Annotated in this window: 18 protein-coding genes; 13 read left to right on the plus strand and 5 right to left on the minus strand. The window is 57.0% G+C overall.

The window, feature by feature from the left end; genetic code table 11:
- The first annotated feature begins 21 nt into the window (after positions 1-21).
- Genes DX909_RS26105 through DX909_RS26125 form a run of 5 tightly spaced genes read left to right on the plus strand, consistent with a single transcriptional unit; the run spans position 22 to position 6,871 of the window.
- Positions 22-2,184, plus strand: a complete 2,163-nt coding sequence (locus DX909_RS26105) for a bi-domain-containing oxidoreductase (protein ID WP_128548187.1) — start codon at positions 22-24, stop codon at positions 2,182-2,184.
- Positions 2,181-3,752 carry a heparinase II/III family protein gene (locus tag DX909_RS26110; RefSeq protein ID WP_128548188.1) on the plus strand — a complete coding sequence of 524 codons (1,572 nt, stop codon included), beginning with the start codon at positions 2,181-2,183 and terminating at the stop codon, positions 3,750-3,752. The genes DX909_RS26105 and DX909_RS26110 overlap by 4 nt, the downstream gene beginning before the upstream one ends.
- On the plus strand, positions 3,749-4,969 hold the full coding sequence (locus tag DX909_RS26115) for a glycosyltransferase family 4 protein (RefSeq protein ID WP_128548189.1): 1,221 nt from the start codon (positions 3,749-3,751) through the stop codon (positions 4,967-4,969). Before DX909_RS26110 ends, DX909_RS26115 begins: the two co-directional genes overlap by 4 nt.
- Positions 4,970-4,973: 4 nt before the next feature.
- Positions 4,974-5,888 carry an NAD-dependent epimerase/dehydratase family protein gene (locus DX909_RS26120; protein ID WP_128548190.1) on the plus strand — a complete coding sequence of 305 codons (915 nt, stop codon included), beginning with the start codon at positions 4,974-4,976 and terminating at the stop codon, positions 5,886-5,888.
- Positions 5,885-6,871: an MraY family glycosyltransferase gene (locus DX909_RS26125; RefSeq protein ID WP_164851413.1), complete on the plus strand. Its 987-nt coding sequence runs from the start codon at positions 5,885-5,887 to the stop codon at positions 6,869-6,871. Before DX909_RS26120 ends, DX909_RS26125 begins: the two co-directional genes overlap by 4 nt.
- A gap of 48 nt (positions 6,872-6,919) precedes the next feature.
- On the opposite strand, the gene DX909_RS26130 is transcribed toward DX909_RS26125, so the two are convergent.
- Entirely contained in the window at positions 6,920-7,348 is a 429-nt protein-coding gene (locus DX909_RS26130) for a thioredoxin family protein (protein ID WP_374755880.1), read from the minus strand.
- 260 nt (positions 7,349-7,608) lie between these two features.
- Here DX909_RS26130 and DX909_RS26135 point away from each other — a divergent pair, with 260 nt between their 5' ends.
- The 6 genes from DX909_RS26135 (at position 7,609) to eutC (ending at position 12,801) form a co-directional block, all read left to right on the plus strand.
- Complete coding sequence (locus DX909_RS26135) at positions 7,609-8,202, plus strand: TetR/AcrR family transcriptional regulator (RefSeq protein ID WP_128548193.1); 594 nt, start codon at positions 7,609-7,611, stop codon at positions 8,200-8,202.
- A gap of 84 nt (positions 8,203-8,286) precedes the next feature.
- Positions 8,287-9,099, plus strand: a complete 813-nt coding sequence (locus DX909_RS26140) for an SDR family oxidoreductase (protein ID WP_206513058.1) — start codon at positions 8,287-8,289, stop codon at positions 9,097-9,099.
- A 111-nt stretch (positions 9,100-9,210) separates the two neighbouring features.
- Positions 9,211-9,831, plus strand: a complete 621-nt coding sequence (gene yihA / locus DX909_RS26145; protein ID WP_128548194.1) for a ribosome biogenesis GTP-binding protein YihA/YsxC — start codon at positions 9,211-9,213, stop codon at positions 9,829-9,831.
- A gap of 95 nt (positions 9,832-9,926) precedes the next feature.
- Positions 9,927-10,442, plus strand: coding sequence for a DUF5606 family protein (locus DX909_RS26150; RefSeq protein ID WP_128548195.1), 516 nt, complete (start codon positions 9,927-9,929; stop codon positions 10,440-10,442).
- Positions 10,443-10,633: 191 nt separating this feature from the next.
- Positions 10,634-12,013, plus strand: a complete 1,380-nt coding sequence (locus DX909_RS26155; protein WP_128548196.1) for an ethanolamine ammonia-lyase subunit EutB — start codon at positions 10,634-10,636, stop codon at positions 12,011-12,013.
- Positions 12,010-12,801, plus strand: a complete 792-nt coding sequence (gene eutC / locus DX909_RS26160) for an ethanolamine ammonia-lyase subunit EutC (protein WP_128548197.1) — start codon at positions 12,010-12,012, stop codon at positions 12,799-12,801. The genes DX909_RS26155 and eutC overlap by 4 nt, the downstream gene beginning before the upstream one ends.
- Positions 12,802-12,806: 5 nt before the next feature.
- On the opposite strand, the gene DX909_RS26165 is transcribed toward eutC, so the two are convergent.
- Positions 12,807-13,424 carry a DUF4230 domain-containing protein gene (locus tag DX909_RS26165; RefSeq protein WP_128548198.1) on the minus strand — a complete coding sequence of 206 codons (618 nt, stop codon included), beginning with the start codon at positions 13,422-13,424 and terminating at the stop codon, positions 12,807-12,809.
- 74 nt (positions 13,425-13,498) lie between these two features.
- Complete coding sequence (gene hemA, locus DX909_RS26170) at positions 13,499-14,782, minus strand: glutamyl-tRNA reductase (protein WP_128548199.1); 1,284 nt, start codon at positions 14,780-14,782, stop codon at positions 13,499-13,501.
- Between the two features lie 324 nt (positions 14,783-15,106).
- Between hemA and DX909_RS26175 the strand changes: the two genes are divergently transcribed.
- Complete coding sequence (locus DX909_RS26175; RefSeq protein ID WP_128548200.1) at positions 15,107-16,378, plus strand: sensor histidine kinase; 1,272 nt, start codon at positions 15,107-15,109, stop codon at positions 16,376-16,378.
- 31 nt (positions 16,379-16,409) lie between these two features.
- Here the strand turns inward: DX909_RS26175 and DX909_RS26180 are convergent, their stop codons facing one another.
- The gene (locus DX909_RS26180) at positions 16,410-16,937 is read right to left on the minus strand and encodes a hypothetical protein (RefSeq protein ID WP_128548201.1); all 528 of its coding nucleotides are present in this window, start codon (positions 16,935-16,937) and stop codon (positions 16,410-16,412) included.
- 15 nt (positions 16,938-16,952) lie between these two features.
- On the opposite strand from DX909_RS26180, the gene DX909_RS26185 reads away from it, so the two are divergent.
- Positions 16,953-18,050, plus strand: a complete 1,098-nt coding sequence (locus DX909_RS26185) for an acyl transferase (protein WP_206513059.1) — start codon at positions 16,953-16,955, stop codon at positions 18,048-18,050.
- A 28-nt stretch (positions 18,051-18,078) separates the two neighbouring features.
- Here DX909_RS26185 and DX909_RS26190 read toward each other — a convergent pair whose 3' ends face one another.
- A complete protein-coding gene (locus DX909_RS26190; protein WP_128548202.1) occupies positions 18,079-19,230 on the minus strand; it encodes a sigma-54-dependent transcriptional regulator in 1,152 nt (383 codons plus the stop codon).
- Between the last annotated feature and the right edge of the window lie 362 nt (positions 19,231-19,592).

The raw sequence follows: 19,592 nt of genomic DNA on the forward strand, positions 1-19,592 counted from the left end.
CGGGCACACAAATGATACTTTATGAAACAGCTCATTCAGAATCTTAGGACCGGTGAAACCCTGCTGGAGGAAGTACCGGCTCCCCAGGTAAGCCGGGGTCAGGTGCTGATTCGAACGCGCCGGAGCCTGGTGTCGCCCGGAACCGAACGGATGCTGGTAGAATTTGGGAGGGCGGGTCTGATTGCCAAGGCGCGGCAGCAGCCGGAAAAGGTCCGGCAGGTGCTGGATAAAATCCGGTCCGATGGCTTGATCCCGACGCTGGAAGCGGTATTTCATAAACTGGATCAGCCGCTACCGCTGGGGTACTGTAACGCCGGCGAGGTGCTGGCCGTGGGTGAGGGCGTGTCGGATCTGACCGTTGGCGACCGGGTGGCTTCCAACGGACCGCATGCGGAGGTGGTCTGCGTTCCCCGCCATCTGGTGGCCCGTATCCCGGACGAAGTGTCCGACGAACAGGCGGCCTTTACGGTCATTGGAGCGGTTGGTTTGCAGGGCCTCCGGCTGCTCAATCCGACGCTGGGAGAAACCGTCGTGGTGATGGGGCTGGGCCTGATCGGCCTCCTGACGGCCCAACTGCTCCAACTGAATGGTTGCCGGGTCATCGGCCTCGACCCGGAGGAAAAAAAACTGGAAATAGCCCGGCAGAAAGGCATTTACACGATCAACCCGACGGCAGGTGATCCGGTCGGGGCGGTGCTTGGTCATACCGGCGGGGTGGGCGCGGACGGGGTGATCGTCACCGCTTCCGCCCAGGGCGACGAGCTGATCTCGCAGGCCGCCCGTATGTCCCGCAAACGAGGCCGGATTGTGCTGGTCGGGGTGGTCGGTCTGAACCTGAACCGGACCGAGTTTTACGAAAAAGAACTGACGTTCCAGGTTTCCTGCTCGTACGGCCCGGGCCGGTACGATGAAACGTATGAGCGCCTGGGGCAGGACTATCCTCTCCCGTATGTTCGCTGGACCGAGAACCGCAACTTCGAGACGGTGCTCGGTTTGCTGGCGTCCGGCCGGCTGGAGGTGCAGCCCCTGATCTCCGAAGTGGTTCCGTTCGAAGAATACCGGACTATTTATGACCGGATCGGGAGCTCCCGATCCATCGCTTCCCTGCTGACCTACCCGGAACAGCCGTCGTTGAATCCCCGGATTCAACTGCGGGAAATCCGGTATAAGGGCACTGCGGGCGTCGTCGGGCTGATCGGGGCCGGAAATTTTACCGGTGCCGTAATCCTGCCGGCGCTGCAAGGGCAGGCGCGTTTGAAAGCGATCGCCAGCGCCGGCGGACTCAATGGAACGCTCCTGGCGAAGAAACACGGATTTTCCGTCAGCACGACCGACTACCGGGAGGTACTGAACGATCCGGAGATCGATCTGGTGGTCATCACTACCCGCCATCACCAGCACGCCCGGATGACGGTGGAAGCGCTTCAGGCCGGTAAACACGTGTTCGTTGAGAAGCCGCTGGCTATTTTCGAAGAAGAACTGGAGCAGGTGATCGCGGCTCAGCAGAAAACCGGCAAAACGGTCATGGTCGGTTTTAACCGGCGCTTTTCTCCCCACTCCCTTAAAATGAAATCCCTGCTGGGAGGGCCGGACTCCGCTGGGGTGCCGATGCACCTCGTCGCTACCATGAACGCCGGGTTTATTCCCGGAAATCTATGGTTTCATAACCGGTACCTCGGGGGCGGGCGAATCCTGGGAGAAGCCTGTCACTTCGTCGATTTGCTCGTTTACCTGACAGGCAGCCCCGTATCGGCGGTGTGCATGACCGCCCTGGGCCGGCAGCCGAAGGAAACCACCGATTCGGCCTCGCTGCTGCTGCGGTTCGAAAACGGCTCGACCGGTGTGGTTAATTACTTCTCAAATGGCCATAAAGCCTATTCCAAGGAGCGTATCGAGGTTTTCTCCCAGGAACGGACACTAATTCTGGATAACTTCCGGACGCTGAAGGGCTACGGTTTCAAGGGGTTTTCGAGCCTGAGGACGCGGCAGGACAAAGGACATCGGACCCAGTTTCAATGCTTGGTGGACCGAATCCGATCCGGTGGGGAGCCGCTCATCCCGTTTGCCGAACTGATCAATACGTCCCGGGCTACGCTGGCCGCCCTGCAGAGCCTGCGGGAGAACCGCTGGGTCGAGGTGCCGGTAGTGGTCACCGAACCGGTCGATCCCGAACCGACCGCATGAGACGCATCCGGCTGTACTGGAATACGATCCGGTTTCTGCGGTTTCAGCAGATCGTTTATCAGATCATGCACCGGCTTCGGTCGAAGCCGGTTTTATCGATTCCTGCCCGGATACCGCCGGTTTATTTTCTGGCCGTTCCTGCACCGGATAAGCCGCAAAGCGTTCGTGGTCAGTATTTTATCTTCCTGAATCGGACTGTCCATTTTCCGGATGTGGTCGATTGGGAGTATGACGGTTTCGGGAAACTCTGGCAGTACAATCTCAATTATTTCGACTTCCTGAACCAGCCCGCGATGAGCCGGGAATCGGGAATGGATCTGATTCATCAGTTTATCCGCCGTACCGATCGGATTACCGCAGGTCTTGACCCGTACCCGACCTCCCTCCGCCTTATCAACTGGGTGCGGTTCCTCTCCCGGCACCGGGTAAACGATCCGTCCGTCCATGCCCATCTGCGGGGGCAGATCGATTTGTTGAAAAACCGGTTGGAATACCATCTGCTTGGTAATCATCTCCTTGAAAATGCACTGGCGCTTTTTGTCGGGGCGTTGTATTTCCGTGACCGGCGAATCTACAAGCCGGCGGTCCGGCTGTTGAAAAAACAACTCGACGAACAGATTCTGGCCGATGGAGGGCATGAAGAACGCAGCCCGATGTATCACGGAATCCTACTGGACCGGCTGCTGGACGTGTGCCTGATGGTGCCGGAAGGCGGGCCTTTCACGGAGGCTTCCGTCCGGGACTTTCTGTACCGGAAGGCCGGCCGGATGCTGGCCTGGATGGAAGCGGTTACCTTCCGGAACGGCGAATGGCCGCCGGTGAACGATGCCGCCGGCGGCATCGCTCCAACCACCGGGCAGATCCGCGTAAAAGCCGTTTCAGCCGGAATAGCAACCGTTGAACATCCGCTTTCCGACAGCGGCTACCGGATGTTCCGAACGCCGTTTCTGGAAGTCTTCATGGACGTCGGGCCGGTGGGTCCGGCGCACCAGCCCGGCCATGCCCACGCCGATACCTTCAGTTTTATTCTGTATGCCGGTAATCAGCCTCTGATCGTAGACGCCGGAACCTCCACGTATGACCCCGGCGACCGGCGGCAGTGGGAGCGGAGTACGGCCGCGCATAATACCGTACAGGTAGCCGGGGCCGATTCGTCGGAAGTCTGGGGAAGTTTTCGGGTAGCCGGCCGCGCGAAGGTGACCCTCCTGGAGGATACGTCCTGCCGCCTGGCCGCCCGACACGACGGCTACCGGCGGTATGGCATCGATCATGAACGGTCCTGGCACCTGCCCGACAGCCGCACGCTGGTCATCTCCGACCGGCTGGTGGGTCGCCCGGGCGTCCCGGGCGTTGCGCGGCTTCATTTTCACCCGGCCGTGAAGGTGACAAAAAATGATCGGGGACTAACGGCCGGACCGTTACAAATCACGGGAATGAACGTCTCAATGGAGCAGGTGTCGGTCGGGAGCTACGATTACGCCGAATCCTTTCACCGCCTGCGGCCGGCTTTCCGCGTCGAAATTTCCTTTACCGATTTGCTGATCATGACGATAACCGTCCCGGAATGAATATTTTATATCTTACTTTCTACTTCGAGCCGGATTTATGTGCCGGATCGTTTCGGAACACGCCCCTGGTAAAAGAGCTTTCCGGGCTGCTGGGCCGGGGCGACCGACTGCACGTCCTGACCACCCAGCCCAATCGTTACCGGAGTTTCCAGGTTCCGGCCGCAGCTCACGAACTCCACCAGAGCAGCAACGGGTCGAGCCTGATCATCGAACGGATCGCTGTTCCGGCACACGCCAGCGGCCTCAGGGACCAGGTCCGTTCGTTCAGCCGGTATTTTCGTCAGGTTCTGAAACTGACTTCCCGGCACCAGTATGATCTGGTCGTGGCTTCCTCCTCGCGGCTGTTTACCGCTTTTCTGGGTGCCCGGATTGCCCGGAAGCAGCGCATCCCCCTGTTTCTGGACGTCCGCGACATTTTCCGTGAATCGGTGCTGGATGTTCTGACCAATCCGGTCGTAAAGTGGGGCCTGAATCCGGTTCTGCGGGCCGTCGAGCGGTATACGTTCGGTTACGCCGGTCACATCAATCTGGTTTCCGAAGGCTTCCGGCCTTACTTTCAGGATTACCCGCAGGCCACTTATACCTTTTTTACCAACGGGATCGATGAGGCTTTTCTGTCGGCCGGGGAGGACCGGCCCCGACAGCCGGGTGCGCCTTATACCATCGTCTATGCCGGCAATATCGGGGAAGGGCAGGGGCTGCATAAAATCATTCCCCGGGCCGCCCGGGAACTGGGAAAAGATTTCCGATTCGTCCTTGTCGGCGATGGGGGTGCCCGGCAGAAACTTCAGGCCGCGCTGGAAGCCGTCGGGGCAGATAATGTCGAATTCCGGAAACCGGTTGGGCGCGAAGCCCTGATCGACCTGTATCGAAAGGCCGATTATCTTTTTCTGCACCTCAATGACCTGAACGCTTTCGAGCGGGTTTTGCCTTCCAAGATTTTTGAATACGCATCCACCGATAAACCGATTCTGGCCGGTGTCGCCGGGTATGCGCGTCATTTTATCCGTCGGCACGTCGACCATTGTCTGCTCTTCGATCCGGGTGATGCCGACACGCTGGTCCGGAGGCTGAAAGAGTTTCCGCCGACCCGCTGCTCCCGCGAAGCGTTCCGGCAGCGATTTCAGCGGAAAAGCATCGTGCGCCGGATGGCCCTGGAAATTCTGCGTCAGACCGGCCATCCCGCGCCGGAAGCGGAAACCACCCATAGCTTTTGACCCCATGAACGTCCTGCTTACGGGAGCTTCGGGATTTCTCGGCAGCTGCCTGTACCGTTCCCTGCGGCATTCCGACCATGTCACCACGCTCGGGCGAAAGATCGTCAGTCCGGACGCTGTCGTCTGTGATCTTGCCGCCCAGACCCCGGACCTGGGGGGCTATCGCTTCGATTATGTGGTTCATGCCGCCGGGAAGGCTCATTCGGTTCCCGGAAATCCGGCCGAGGAAGCCGAATATGAGGAAGTAAATGTTCAGGGCCTTCGCCGGTTGCTGGCGGCCCTGGAGAAATCGGGTGCTTTACCCGAAGCGTTCGTTCATCTCAGCACGGTGCTGGTCTACGGATGCCCGGAGGGGGTCGGGCTGGACGAAGCGACGCCCCTGAGAGCCGCCGACCCCTATGGCCGAAGTAAAGTCCGGGCCGAGGAAGTCCTCTGCGCCTGGGGCGATCGAACCGGGGTGCGGATTACCGTACTCCGCCTGCCGCTGGTCGTCGGCCGGCAGCCGCAGGGAAATCTGGCTGCCCTGATCCGGGCCATCCAAGGCCGTCGTTACGTTCGAATCGGCAGCGGCTCGGCCCGGCGCAGCATGGTTCTGGCCGACGACGTCGCCGGAATTATCCCGGCGGCCGCCCGGGCCGGAGGCATATACAATCTGACCGACGGGGTGCATCCATCCGTCCGGGAACTGGAGGAAGCCATTGCCCGACAGGCCGGAGGCCGGTTTATCCCGTCCCTTTCGCCGGTGCTGGCCAAAGGCATTGCCCTTACCGGGGACGGCATCAACCGGCTGATCGGCCGCCGGTTTCCGCTGGATTCGGCCGTCCTGACCCGATTGACGCATACGCTAACATTTTCCGACGACCGGGCGAGGAACCAGCTGGGATGGCAGCCCCGCCCGGTCACCACCTTTTTCACATGAACTGGTTTGTTTATTCGCTGGCGGGGGTCCTTTTGTTCACGACCGAACTGCTTTATATTTCACTGGCGGTGCAGTTCCGCATCATCGACCGGCCCAATGAACGGAGTTCCCACACCCGGCCGACCGTCCGGGGTGGAGGAATCGTATTCTGGGTGGCCGCTCTGGCGGCTTTTTTCGTAGACGGTCTTCCGCATCCGTGTTTCTTCGCCGGGCTGACGCTGATTGCGTCGATCAGTTTTTTGGATGACCTTTTTTCACTTCCGGGCCGGTACCGGTTCCTGGTGCAGCTGGTCAGCGTCGGACTGCTTTGGCTGGATCTGCCGGACCCGCTGCTGTACGTCGGGTGGGTCCCGGCAGGACTGCTGGTGGGATGCGGGGTGGTTAATGCCTGTAATTTTATGGACGGGATTAACGGCATGACGGCTTTTTACGGCCTGGTGAACGTTCTTACCCTTTTATGGCTCAATGGAGTTATGGATTTCACCGACCCGGCGCTGCTCGGGTTTTCGGCGGCCGGACTGCTGGTGTTTGCCTTTTTCAATGCGCGTCGGAAAGCCGTCTGTTTTGCGGGAGACGTGGGCAGTGTTTCCCTGGCGTTCATTCTGCTGTTTCTTCTTGTACAGCTTGTGATGAAAAGCGGCAACCCCATATATCTCCTGTTTCTGGCGGTTTACGGCGCCGACAGCGGGCTAACGATCGTCCATCGGCTCCTCAACCGGGAGAACATTTTTCGCCCTCACAAACTCCACCTGTTTCAGCTGCTGGTCCACCGCCTGCACTGGCCTCACCTGCGGGTAGCGGGGCTTTATGCTCTGGTTCAGGCGGTCATCAATGCGCTGATTCTCTGGCTGGAACCGCAAGGCCGAACTATTCAGATCCTTGCCGGGGTCGCCATACCGGCGGGGCTTATCGTTATTTATGAATGGTCCCGGAGCCGGCTCATCAAACAAAAACCGCAACGGGAGGCCGTTGCGGTCGGGTAATCAATAACTTGGCAGAAGGGTTTGCCTGCGGCCGTTTCTTCCCTGTGATTACAGATTCGGAGTGCTTTTTTTAATGGCTTTCCCGATGGTCAGCAGCTCTTCCGGCCGCTGGTATCCGATCACCTTCTTCAGCACTTTTCCATTACCGTCAATGAAAAACAGGGTTGGATAGGCTTCGAGAGGGTATTGCCGCGAGAGGGCAGGACCTTCTCCTTTTTCCATATCGATCTTGACGTTGATGAACTCCTTATTGAAATAATCACCAACTTCTTTCTGGGTGAACACGTTCTTCTGCAGCAGCTTGCAGGGGCCGCACCAGCTGGCATAGGCATCCAGAAAAATCACCTTATTTTCCGCCTTGGCTTTTTTCAGAACCGCTCTCCAGGAAGACTCCGTAAACTGAATACCTGGCTCTCCCCCCGTTTTCGGGTCATTTCCTCCCGCTCCGGCATTCCAGACCAGCCCCAGAAGGAGCATGACTAAGAGAGACATCCGCTGTGTGCTCTTCATAACAGATTGTTAAGTTCGTTTTGGTAAGTCAATAACGCTATTCCAGCCCGGTTTCGTTTCCCTTTGCCGTTCAAATTCAGCCCGAAACAATCCCTTCAAAACCGGTTAAGCAAAAATAGAAAAAAAACATCTATATGTACTACAAGAAGAGTAGTCTGGTTTATTTTTCAAACAATTTGTTAAATTGTTTGAAGATTTGATTTACCTTTGTTCATCAACGTTGGAAGATGGCAAAACGAGAGGACAAGCGGGAGCTCATTATTCAGGCGGCTTCAGAGTGCTTTGCGCGGTTCGGGTATGACAAAACCACGCTGGATGACATTGGGAAGGCCGTCCGGCTGAATAAGGCGTCGCTTTACTACTATTACAAAAGCAAGGATGATCTGTTTATCGAGGTCATTCTTCGTGAAAGCACCGAATACATGACCACTCTGATCGGGAAAGTCCGGTTGCTGAATGACCCGGAAGCACAGATTCTGCATTTTCTGATCGAACGGCTGCGGTATTACAAGCACGTGCTGAACCTGCATCAGCTATCGGTAGAAAGCCTTCAGACGCTGGAGCCGGTCTTTGATCAGTTGTATGAGGGCGTCCGGCAGCAGGAGATCGAGTTTCTGCAAACACTCGTTCAGCGGATGGCACCGGTCGGCGAATCCCGGAAAATAGCGGAGATGCTGCTGCTCGTCGCCGATGCCCTCAAGAACAAAGCCGTTCGGGATACGGGCGCCTGGACTAACCAGAATGTAGATTATAGCCGGATCGAGGTCGATACCGGGTATATCATTCAGCTCATTATGAAGGGATTGAAAGAAGGCAGGTAGGCTTTTTGCCAATCCCGCACTGCAGAACGGCATTCGATGGCTCCGGAGGTCGGAGATTTCTCATATCCAAAACAAAAACGAATCATGAAAACCGTATTGATTACCGGGGCGTCGTCGGGAATCGGAAAGGCGGCCGCCCAACTGTTTGCCGAACAGGGCTGGAATGTGGCGGCAACCATGCGCACACCCGCTAAAGAGCAGGAACTGGCCGGCCTGCCGAACGTCCGGCTGTATGCCCTCGACGTCACGCGTACCGATACGATCCAGTCGGCGCTGGAAGCCGCCGGGAGGGATTTCGGCCGGATCGACGTGGTGGTCAACAACGCCGGATTCGGGGTTGACGGCGTTTTCGAGGCTATGACCGACGAGGTGATCGAAGGCCAGTTCGACACCAACGTGTTCGGGCTGATGCGCGTTACCCGGGAGGCCGTTAAGCTCATGCGCGAACAGGGCGGAGGTACCATCATTCAGATTGCTTCCATGGGCGGTCGCCTGGCTTTTCCGCTCTACAGCATCTATCACGGCACCAAGTGGGCGGTCGAAGGGTTCAGCGAGTCGCTGCATTATGAATTGAAACCGCTTGGTATCCATCTGAAAATCATTGAGCCGGGCGCCACCCGAACCGAGTTTGCGGGCCGCAGCCGCCAGTTTATTCGTCCCGACTACACACAGGCCTACGATGCGTTTATCCGAAAGGTGGATAAAGTCAACGCGGAGACGATGGAAAAGGGGGAGTCGCCCCGCAAAATTGCCGAGACCATCGTAAAAGCCGCCGGCGATACCAGCGGAAAACTGCGGTATCCGGTCGGCAATCCGGCACCGGTTCTGCTCCGTCTCCGGAAACTGCTGCCCGAAACTCTCTTCTTCGGTATCATCCGAAACAGCTACAAACTGTAGCGGCCCCGCCCGGAGCCGGTTTAATCCGATCTCTTTTTCAATTCCGTAGCGCACTTCCCGATTCTTTGCGAACTTTGCAGCCTGAAATGGCCTGCCTGGGCTACCTATGCTATGAATGTAAAGCAAGCGGAGTTTGTGATGAGCAACAGCGATCCGGCCAAATGCCCGAAACCGGATCGGCCCGAATACGCCTTCATCGGTCGTTCGAACGTCGGGAAGTCGTCACTGATCAATATGCTGACCAATCGGCATCACCTGGCCAAAACGTCGCAGACACCGGGGAAAACGCAACTGATCAATCATTTTCTGATCAATGGGGAGTGGTATCTGGTCGATTTGCCGGGCTACGGTTTTGCCAAAGCTCCGCAGCGGGAACGCGAGAAGTGGGAGCGCATGATCGACGGCTACCTGAGCGGCCGGCAGAATCTGGTCTGCACCTTTGTTCTGGTCGACTCCCGGATCGAGCCGCAGCGCATCGACCTCGAATTCATGGAACGGATGGGTGAGCGGGGAATGCCGTTCGTGATCGTCTTCACCAAGTCCGAAAAGATCGGCGTCAATGCCATTCAGCAGACCGTGAAGCGGTATCGCAGCGTGCTGCTGAAGACATGGGCGGAGGTGCCGCCCATGTTCATCACCTCCGCCGTTTCCAACCGAGGGAAGGAGGAAATCCTGAATTATATCGACGAACTCAACCGGGAATTTTCTGCCGAGATCGCCGGAAAGCGATAGGAAACCGCCCGCCGATCCTTTTATCTTTGCTGTCCGAATTTTCAAAATTTGGCAATAACCAAACCAAAACGACCGTTACCAATTAAAGTACCAGCATGGAAGCGCTGAAAGAAATCGCAAATATTGCCGGAAAAAGCGGCCTTTACCGGATTATGAAGCCCAGCCGGGCGGGCGTGATTGTCGAGTCGCTCGATGAGAAGAAAGAGAAGTCGATGATCGGGCCGACGGCTCGGGTGTCGGTGCTGAAAGACATCTCCATCTATACCGATGACGAGGATCAGTCGAAGCCGCTCGCCGAGGTATTTCTGGCCATTTACGAAAAATTTGGGGATGACCTGCCGGTCAATCCGAGAACCGCATCCAACAGCGAACTCGCCGATTTCATCGGGGAAGTCGTGCCGGCCTATGACCGCGACCGCGTGCATATGTCGGACGTCAAGAAGCTGATCAGCTGGTATCTTATTCTTCGGAATAATACCCCGGAGATTTTCGAAGTCGCTGCGACCGAATCCGCTGAAGCAGGTGAAGAACCCGCTCCGCAGGAAACCCAGGTCGAGGCCGCCGAAGAACCTGCCAAAGAAGCTAAACGCCCGAAGGCGAAAAAAGAATAAAAGATCCATTTTCAGTAATCTAAAAAGCAGAGAATTGCCCCTGGCTCTCTGCTTTTTTTAGTGCCTCTTCGGAGAATAGACTCATTCTCAGATAAAATATGGTTTTCTGCCGGAGTTAGCTGATCCTCAGCCGCGAAAGGTTATCAATCCGAAAATATTGCTAACTTTTACTGGTAATTGTCAGCGATTTCATGCCTTTCCATCATCGAGTCCGCAATTTCACTTACCGCTTCGACGATCTTCGGACGCTGCTGGCGAAAGCTACTCCACTACGGTCGGGAGACGAACTGGCCGGCCTGAGCGCCCAGACCGCCGAGGAGCGTGTGGCCGCCCGGATGGCGCTGGCCGACCTGCCCCTGAAGACCTTCCTGAATGAAGCCGTCGTTCCCTACGAATCGGACGAGGTGACCCGTCTTATCCTGGACACGCACGATCCCGAAGCCTTTGCGCCCGTCGCGCACCTGACCGTCGGCGACCTGCGTAACTACCTGCTGTCGGACCTGGCCGATGCCGAAACCCTGAAAAGCCTGCGGATGGGCCTGACGCCCGAGATGGTTTCGGCCGTGACGAAGCTGATGCGCCACCAGGACCTGATCACGGTGGCGGCCAGGTGTGAGGTTGTAACCCGGTTTCGGAATACCATCGGTTTGAAAGGCCGCCTGTCGACCCGCCTGCAGCCCAACCACCCGACGGATGATCCGCAGGGCGTGGCCGCCGGCATCGTCGATGGTTTGTTTTACGGCAGCGGGGACGCCGTCATCGGCATCAACCCGGCGACCGATCACGTCCGGACGGTGATCCGGCTGGTGGAAATGATCGACCAGATTCGCCGGCGCTTCGACATCCCGACGCAATCCTGCGTACTGAGTCATATCACCACCACCCTTCAGGCCATCGAACTGGGCGCGCCGGTCGATCTGGTGTTTCAGTCGATCGGGGGCACCGAAGCCGTCAATGCTTCGTTCGGCGTCAATCTGGCGCTGCTGCAGGAAGGATGGGAAGCCGGACGGTCGCTGAACCGCGGCACGGTGGGTTCGAACGTAATGTATTTCGAAACCGGGCAGGGGAGTGCGCTCTCCGCCAACGCCCACCACGGGGTTGATCAGCAAACCTGCGAGGTACGGGCCTACGCCGTGGCCCGGGCCTTCGACCCGCTGCTGGTGAACTCGGTCGTCGGTTTTATCGGTCCGGAATACCTCTACGACGGTAAACAGATCATCCGGGCGGGCCTGGAAGATCACTGCTGCGGCAAGCTGCTCGGCCTGCCGATGGGAGTAGACATCTGTTACACGAACCACGCGGAGGCTGATCAGGACGATATGGATACCCTGCTGAGCGTTCTCGGTCTGGCCGGCGTCACGTTCATCATGGGCATTCCCGGCGCCGACGATGTCATGCTGCATTACCAGAGCACCTCCTTTCACGATGCGCTTTACCTTCGGAATCAGTGTAACCTTCGGCCGGCCCCGGAATTTGAATCCTGGCTGCGGCAGATGGACCTGATGACACCGGAGGGGCGGCTTTTACCGGTTCGGAACCATCACCGTCTACTTCAGGCTGCCGGTTTATGAACGCGTTCACACCCGCCGATACGGACCCCTGGCTTTTTCTGCAGGCCCACACCCCGGCCCGGATCGCCCGCGGCCGCACCGGCCACAGCCTGCCCACCCGCGCCCTGCTGGAATTTGAACTCGATCATGCCCGGGCCCGCGATGCGGTGTACTCGCAACTGGAAACCGACGCTCTGGTGACACAACTGGAAGGCATCCGGCCGGGACTGATCCGGCTTCACAGCCGGGCGTCCGACCGGCGGCAGTATCTGCTGCGACCGGACTGGGGGCGAAAACTCAACGAGACAAGCCGGGAGGAACTTCGCAATCGGACTGCCGGGCAAGCCGGTTTTGACCTCGGAATCGTCATCGCCGACGGTCTGTCGGCAACGGCGATCAACCGTCATGCCCCGGCGGTGGTGGCACGGCTGGCGGAGGAAGCGGTTCGGCTGGGCTGGTCGCTGGCCCCGCTGTGTCTGGTGGAGCAGGGGCGGGTGGCGGTCGGCGACGAAATCGGCCACGCCCTGAAGGCGGAAAAGCTGGTGGTGCTGATCGGCGAGCGGCCGGGGCTGTCGTCGCCCGACAGCATGGGCGCTTACCTGACCTATCGCCCGGAGCCCGGCCTGACCGACGAGGCCCGCAACTGCGTTTCGAACATCCGGCCCGAAGGGCTTCCCTACGAAGCCGCCGTGCAAAAACTGGTTTACCTGCTGAGCGAGATGAAAGCCCGCCGGCTGTCGGGCGTGCAGTTGAAGGACGAGTTCGATGAACGGGCCGGATGGATTTCTTCCGGTGGGTCCGCAGCCTAAGGGTCTTACCGGAGGGGCGGCAGCGTGGCGTTCATCCGCGTGGTCAGAAAGACTTTTTTTCCCGAAACCCGTTCCAGCATCGGCTTCAGGATTTTATCCGCATTCTCCCGCGTTTGGTTCAGGATGCCGCCGTTCACGGCCGCCTGCCGGATATGGCCTTCCGCCCGCCGGTACGCTTCACTGACCAGCTGGGCTTCCTCGAAAAATGCATATTCGGTATTGTATACCCGGGAGCGCCGGTGGTCGATCTTATAGGAACAGACCTCCGGTTCGGGCAGGTGCACGATCAGGCTGTCGCCCTGGGCGGTGATGTCTTCAGACCGGATTCTGGTTAGGTCGAGGCAGCCGACGGCTTCCCCCTCGACGATCAGGACGGCGCGCGGGTTCGGCAGCCATTCCCGGACGAGCTGATGCTCGACGATGTCCTTGAAGCGATAACGAACCAGCTCCAGCTTCCCCAATTCGGCCACTTCCTGCAGGACGATACTCTGCGTGTTGGCGTCCTGGCGGGTGAAGCGACGCAGGTAAGTGCTGTTGCGAACCTGTTCCCACAGGGCGATCATCCCGGCCACCAGCAGCAGGACCAGAAAAATACGGAGCAGCGAGTTGATCAGACGTGCCATAGTAGTCTATTCAAAACGAAAAATCCCGAACGGAGCGTATCCGTTCGGGATTTTTGGAACCGGTTCACCATAGGTTAGTGCGAGCCGTGTGCAACATCGTTCGGTTGCTTTTCAAGATCGAAGAGGTCGGTCAGAACGTCGATGAGCGTGTCGGCTTCACCGCGTTTACAGGCCGCCTTCAGTTGCAGCACCGGCATCTTGATGATTTTCTGCATGATGCTGCGGGTAATTTTATCGATTTTTTCGGATTCCTCCGAAGTCAGGTTCTTCAGATGGCGGGCAATCTCCTCTTTCCGGATTTGCTCCAGGGCATTCTTGAATTTATTGATCGTCGGCGAAACGATCATCTCCTTCGACCAGTCGTTGAAGTCGGAAATCGACTGCTCGATGATGGCTTCGACCTGCGGGATGGCGGCCAGCCGCCGGTTCAGGGCTTCGTCGGCCCGGCTGCGGATATGGTCGATGTTATAGAGCAGCACGCCCGGCACCTGCTCGATGGCGGCTTCGATGCTGCGGGGAACCGACAGGTCAATGAAGTACTTGAACGTCAGCAGGTTCAGGCTGGAAAGCAGATCGGTAGTAATCAGCGGTTCTTCAACCATCACGGAAGCGATGACGACATCGGCGTTCCGGATTTCCTCCGCCAGATTCCCGAAGTCGGCTACGCGGAACTGGTGTTTGGCGGCCAGGGCTTCGGCTTTGGAACGGGTGCGGTTACAGAGGGTGATGCGGTTCAGTTTCCGGGCGGCCAGGTTTTCGCAGACGTCGGCGCCGATTTCGCCCAGACCGACGACGAGCACCGAGGGGCTGGCCCCTTCACCGACCAGTTCTTCTATCAGCTCGACGGCGGCATACGATACCGAAGCCGCCCCGTCGCGGAAGCTGGTTTCCTGAGCAACCCGCTTGTTGGTAAAGAAGATCGTGTGCATCAGCCGGTGCAGGAACGGGCCGGCCATGCCCAGGTCGGCAGATGCCTGATAGGCCTGTTTAACCTGATTCGGAATCTGCATATCGCCGACCACCTGAGAATGAAGCCCAATGCAGACTTCGAACAGGTGCTGGACGGCTTCCACCTGCGTATCGAAAAAGCGGAAATAGGAGAGGTATTCTTCCGTAGACGTAATTCCTTTCCCGGCGAGCAGCAGACGGGCAATCTCCCGGTTCAGGTTCTGAGAAGCAGAATAATAGATCTCGGTCCGGTTGCAGGTCGAGATGACCAGCAGTTCCGACGCGCCGAAAAATTCCTGAAGTTGGATCAGCAACTGCTTGCTCTCGTCTTCGTTTAATGCAATTAGCTCGCGAACCGCCAGGGGTGCCGTTTTGTGTGAAAGGCTAATTGCTTTGAAGGAATCGTACATGGCTACTACTCAAATTATCCACAAAATTACTATACAATCTTTAAGAAGAAAACACCGATCGGCGAGAATCGGTTTTTCTGTTACTTATTTAGAACCTCTATAAACTAATACAAAGTTCGTCTGAAATATGTCCTAAAAACAACTCGTTTTTCTTTGAGACGTTAAATAGGTACATTGAAGTGGCTAAAAAGTCCGTTTTGGCGTACAACATCTGCAAAGGTATCCGGGAATACTCCGTTCTTTTATGAGGATCGTCAGCCGGTTTCCTGAGAATCCTCAATACATACGCGGGAAAGGGCTTCCCGGTTGCCGCCGTTTAAAATTATGCTTAAATCACTGGATATCTACGGCCAGCGCAACACGCTGAAAATCGTGGTTGCGCTGAATCTGCTGCTCGTTGGAACGGCTTCTCTGCTGTATACCAACCGGTTGGTGGAGCGGCTGGAAGAAAGGGAAGAAAACTACGTCCGTCTGTATGCCAAGGCGCTGGTGTACGTCTACAACATGACGGACTTCGAGGAAAACATCAACTTCATCGCCCAGGAGATCATCTTCGTCAATTCCAACAACCAGGTCCCGGTTATCTACGTCGATGAGAACGAAATGATTGCCTTCAGTAATCTCCAGTTTCCGCCCGGGACGCCGGATGAGGAGATCAACCGGGCGCAGGAGGAGGAACTGGCCGAAATGAAAACCGGTCACCCACCCATACCGGTCGACATTGACGACAAACGGCGGGGCTACGTCTATTACAGCAACTCGTCGCTGCTGACGCAGCTCCGGTTTTTCCCCTATGTGCAGCTGGCCGTCATGATCACCCTCGGCTTCCTGGCCTACCTGGCCTTCAGCTCGGCCCGCAGAGCCGAGCAGAACCGCGTCTGGGTCGGCCTGGCCAAGGAGACGGCCCACCAGCTGGGCACCCCGCTGTCGTCGCTGATGGCCTGGGTGGAGTATTTCCGTTCCGACCCGACGATGGACCAGTCCATATCGGATGAAATTGAAAAGGACGTCAACCGGCTGGAAACCATTGCCGCCCGTTTCTCCAGCATCGGATCGGTGCCTACGCTGAAAAACGAAGACCTCTACGAAACCGTCAGCCAGTTTATTTCCTATCTGGAAAAGCGGATTTCGACCAAGGTCCGGATGCAGATCGAAAACCAGCTTCCTGAAGGTACCAAGGTGTTTATCAATCGGTTATTATTTGAATGGGTGATCGAGAACATCTGCAAGAACGCGGTCGATGCGATGGGAGGCATCGGAAGCATCACCATCCGGCTGCTGCCGCCGAGCCGGCGCGGACGGCCCCGGGGCCCGGCCGACGGCGCACCCGGCCGGGAAATTGCCATCGACATCACCGATACGGGCAAAGGCATCAGCAAGACCAATCTGCAGAAAGTCTTTACGCCCGGTTACAGCACGAAAAAACGGGGCTGGGGGCTGGGGCTGACGTTAGCCAAACGGATTATCGAAGAATACCATGAAGGACGGCTGTTCGTCAAGCACTCCGAAGTCGGCAAAGGAACCACCTTCCGGATCGTGCTGAAGGAAAGTGTCGTCGGCGAGGAGCAGAAGGCCGAAGGGCTGACGGTAAAATGAAAAAGGCCGCCCGAAGCGGCCTTTCCGTGTATCAGTTCACCAGAGGAATCGAAATGGTATCGGTTTCTATGGTATTGCTTTCTTTCAGACTTCGATCCCGGATTTTGATGGAAAACTTTACCGGTGTCATCCGGTAACCCCGCGAATAAGGGAAGCTTTGCGCGAAGTCGAGCTTTCCTTCCAGCGGGCTTTTCTTATCGTCCCGCTTCAGACGGGGGAAAAACAGCCGGCTGTTGACATCCAGCGGAACCTCTTCGAACCGGCCGTTGACGAACCGGAACGTTTTCAGCTGATAATTGCCCCAACCTTTGTAATTCTTCACCGTATCCCCCCGTTCTTCGGCCGACACGCCCAGATCACCATCGCCGTCCTGGAATTGGATCGTGATCACCACCGAGTCCTTTCGAATCTGGGAGAAATCATCGAAAGCCGGGTAGGAGACTATCGTCGGTGATTTGATTTCGGGTTTATAGTCGAATTCCGGCGGTTCCAGGCAGCCGCCGGAAGCTGCCGCCAGGCCGAAAAAAAGCAGGCCGTGCCGAATAAATCGCGTAGACATCGTGTTAATAGACTTATGAATCATTTCGTTCATTCTATGCCGTTGTCGCCGGCCCTCCGGGACGAGCTTCGGAGCCGGATTATCCGGCTGCATTCCGCCGAATCTCCGGAGTTCGAGTCGGTGGCAATGGCCGTTTTTCACTATCAGGCCGCTTCCAACCCGGTATATCGCCGGTTTATCGAGGCTCTGGGCGTCGAACCTGAAAGGGTCCGCTCCACCGTTCAGATCCCGTTTCTGCCGATTAGCTTCTTCAAACATCACCTGGTTCTGACGGCGCCCGCATCTGCGGCCGAAGCCGCCCTCGTCTTTGAAAGCAGCGGCACCACCGGAAGCGCCACCAGCCGCCATTATGTCTCCGATCCGGCTCTGTACGATACCATCAGCATCCGGACTTTCGAGCATCGCTACGGACCGCTCGACGGTTTTCATATCCTGGCGCTGCTGCCGTCTTACCTTGAACGAAATAACTCGTCGCTGGTGTATATGGTTCAGCGCTTTATTGAAAAAACAGGCTCCGGCCGGTCCGGTTTTTTCCTGAAAAATACCGACGACCTCACCGCCACGCTCCGGCACCTGGCGGAGCATCCCGACGGCCGACGGATTCTGCTCATCGGGGTGACCTTCGCGCTGCTCGACTGGGCCGAGTCCGGAACCGACCTCTCGTTTCTCGGCGCTCTGCCCCAGCTGACCGTCATGGAAACCGGGGGCATGAAAGGACGCCGTCGCGAACTGCTCCGCGAGGAAGTCCACGACATCCTGACCCGTCGGCTGGGAGTAGCGGCAATTCACTCCGAATATGGCATGACGGAATTACTTTCGCAAGCGTATGCGGGAGAAGGTGGTATTTTCCGGATGTCGCCGACGCTTCGCATCCTGCTCCGGGACGTCAACGACCCCTTCGAGATGTATTTCCCTTCCGGACCCGGCAACTCGGAAGGAACCGCACGCCGGACCGGGGGAATCAACGTGATCGACCTCGGCAACCTGGATTCGTGCAGTTTCATCGAGACGCAGGACCTCGGGCAGTACGAAGCCGGGAGGCCCGACGCTTTCCGGGTTATCGGACGTTTTGATAATTCGGATATCCGGGGTTGTAATCTGCTGGTTCTGTGAGGTATATTCCCCTCCACCGCAACGGTAATCAGGCGTAAAGTTCTACATCCTGTTTCGTTATATCGTCTCCACACATAATCACCAGGCGCTCGACTACGTTGCGAAGTTCCCGCACGTTACCCGTCCACGGCAGCGACTGGAGGTAGGCCATGGCGTCGGGCGTGATTTCCTTCGGGGGCGCTCCGTATTCCTCGGCAATGTCCTGCAGGAATTTCTCGGCCAGCAGCGGTACGTCTTCCCGCCGGTCGGCCAGCGGAGGAACGTGGATGCGGATGACGCTCAGGCGATGGAAAAGGTCTTCACGGAAGGTCCCTTCTTGAATCTCCTTGCGCAAATCCTTGTTGGTGGCGGCCATTACGCGGACGTTGATCTTGATCTCCTTATCTCCGCCGACCCGGGTAATCTTGTTTTCCTGAAGCGCCCGCAGCACCTTGGCCTGGGCCGAAAGGCTCATGTCGCCGATCTCGTCGAGGAAGAGCGTGCCGCCGTCGGCCTGTTCGAATTTGCCGATGCGCCGGCTGGAGGCACCGGTGAACGCCCCCTTTTCGTGCCCGAACAGTTCGCTTTCGATCAGTTCGCTCGGGATGGCCGCACAGTTCACCTCCACCAGCGGCTGGTTGGCCCGGCTGCCTTTCTCGTGAATCTGCTTCGCCACCATCTCCTTGCCCGAACCGTTGGGTCCGGTGATCAGGACCCGCGCTTCGGTCGGAGCCACCCGGTCGATGGTTTCCTTCACCCGCCGGATCGGGTCGGACTCGCCGACGATCTCGTTGAGTTTATAGATCCGCCGTTTAAGCGTTTTTGTCTCGATGACCAGCTTCGAACGCTCGATGGCATTACGGACGGTCACCAGTAAGCGGTTCAGATCGGGTGGTTTCGTGATGAAGTCGAAGGCGCCCCGTTTGGTGGCTTCGACCGCATTATCGACGTTGCCGTGGGCGGAAATCATGATGAACTGTGTGCCCTTTCCGACTTCTGCCGCCTTCAGCAATAGTTCAAGCCCGTCCATTTTGGGCATTCGGATGTCACACAGAGCAACGTCGTAGTTATTTTGAATGATCAGTTCCAGACCTTCTTCGCCGTCTTTCGCTTCATCGACCTCGTAGCCCTCATACTCTAATATGTCACGTAGAGCAGCCCGGATGCTTTTCTCATCATCAACGATGATTAATCTCGCCATAATGCTATGTTACTTAACTGCCAGTCCGGTTAATAAGCCTGAAAAGGATTTGGAATCACCCCGAAATTTGAGCGGAAAATAATAGAAAGACATTTCAAGTCGCAACGATATAACTTTTTTTTAACAATAAATCAATATGGCCTCATATAACTTTCTGTCGGCTTTGATTCCGTTAATGAAGAAAATAACTACCGTAAACTACTCGGATCACTTCCCGACCCATAGACAAAAATCAATGTAATTTTGTACCCGTAGTGAAAAATGCTTAAATATAACCTTGCAAAGTTCTAAAAATGAGGTCATATTAGTAGCCACAGATACTATAGGACAAGGCTTTTAGTGCCGCTTCTTACATTACTTAC

This window comes from Larkinella soli, from assembly GCF_003703975.1.
GTDB lineage: Bacteria > Bacteroidota > Bacteroidia > Cytophagales > Spirosomataceae > Larkinella > Larkinella soli.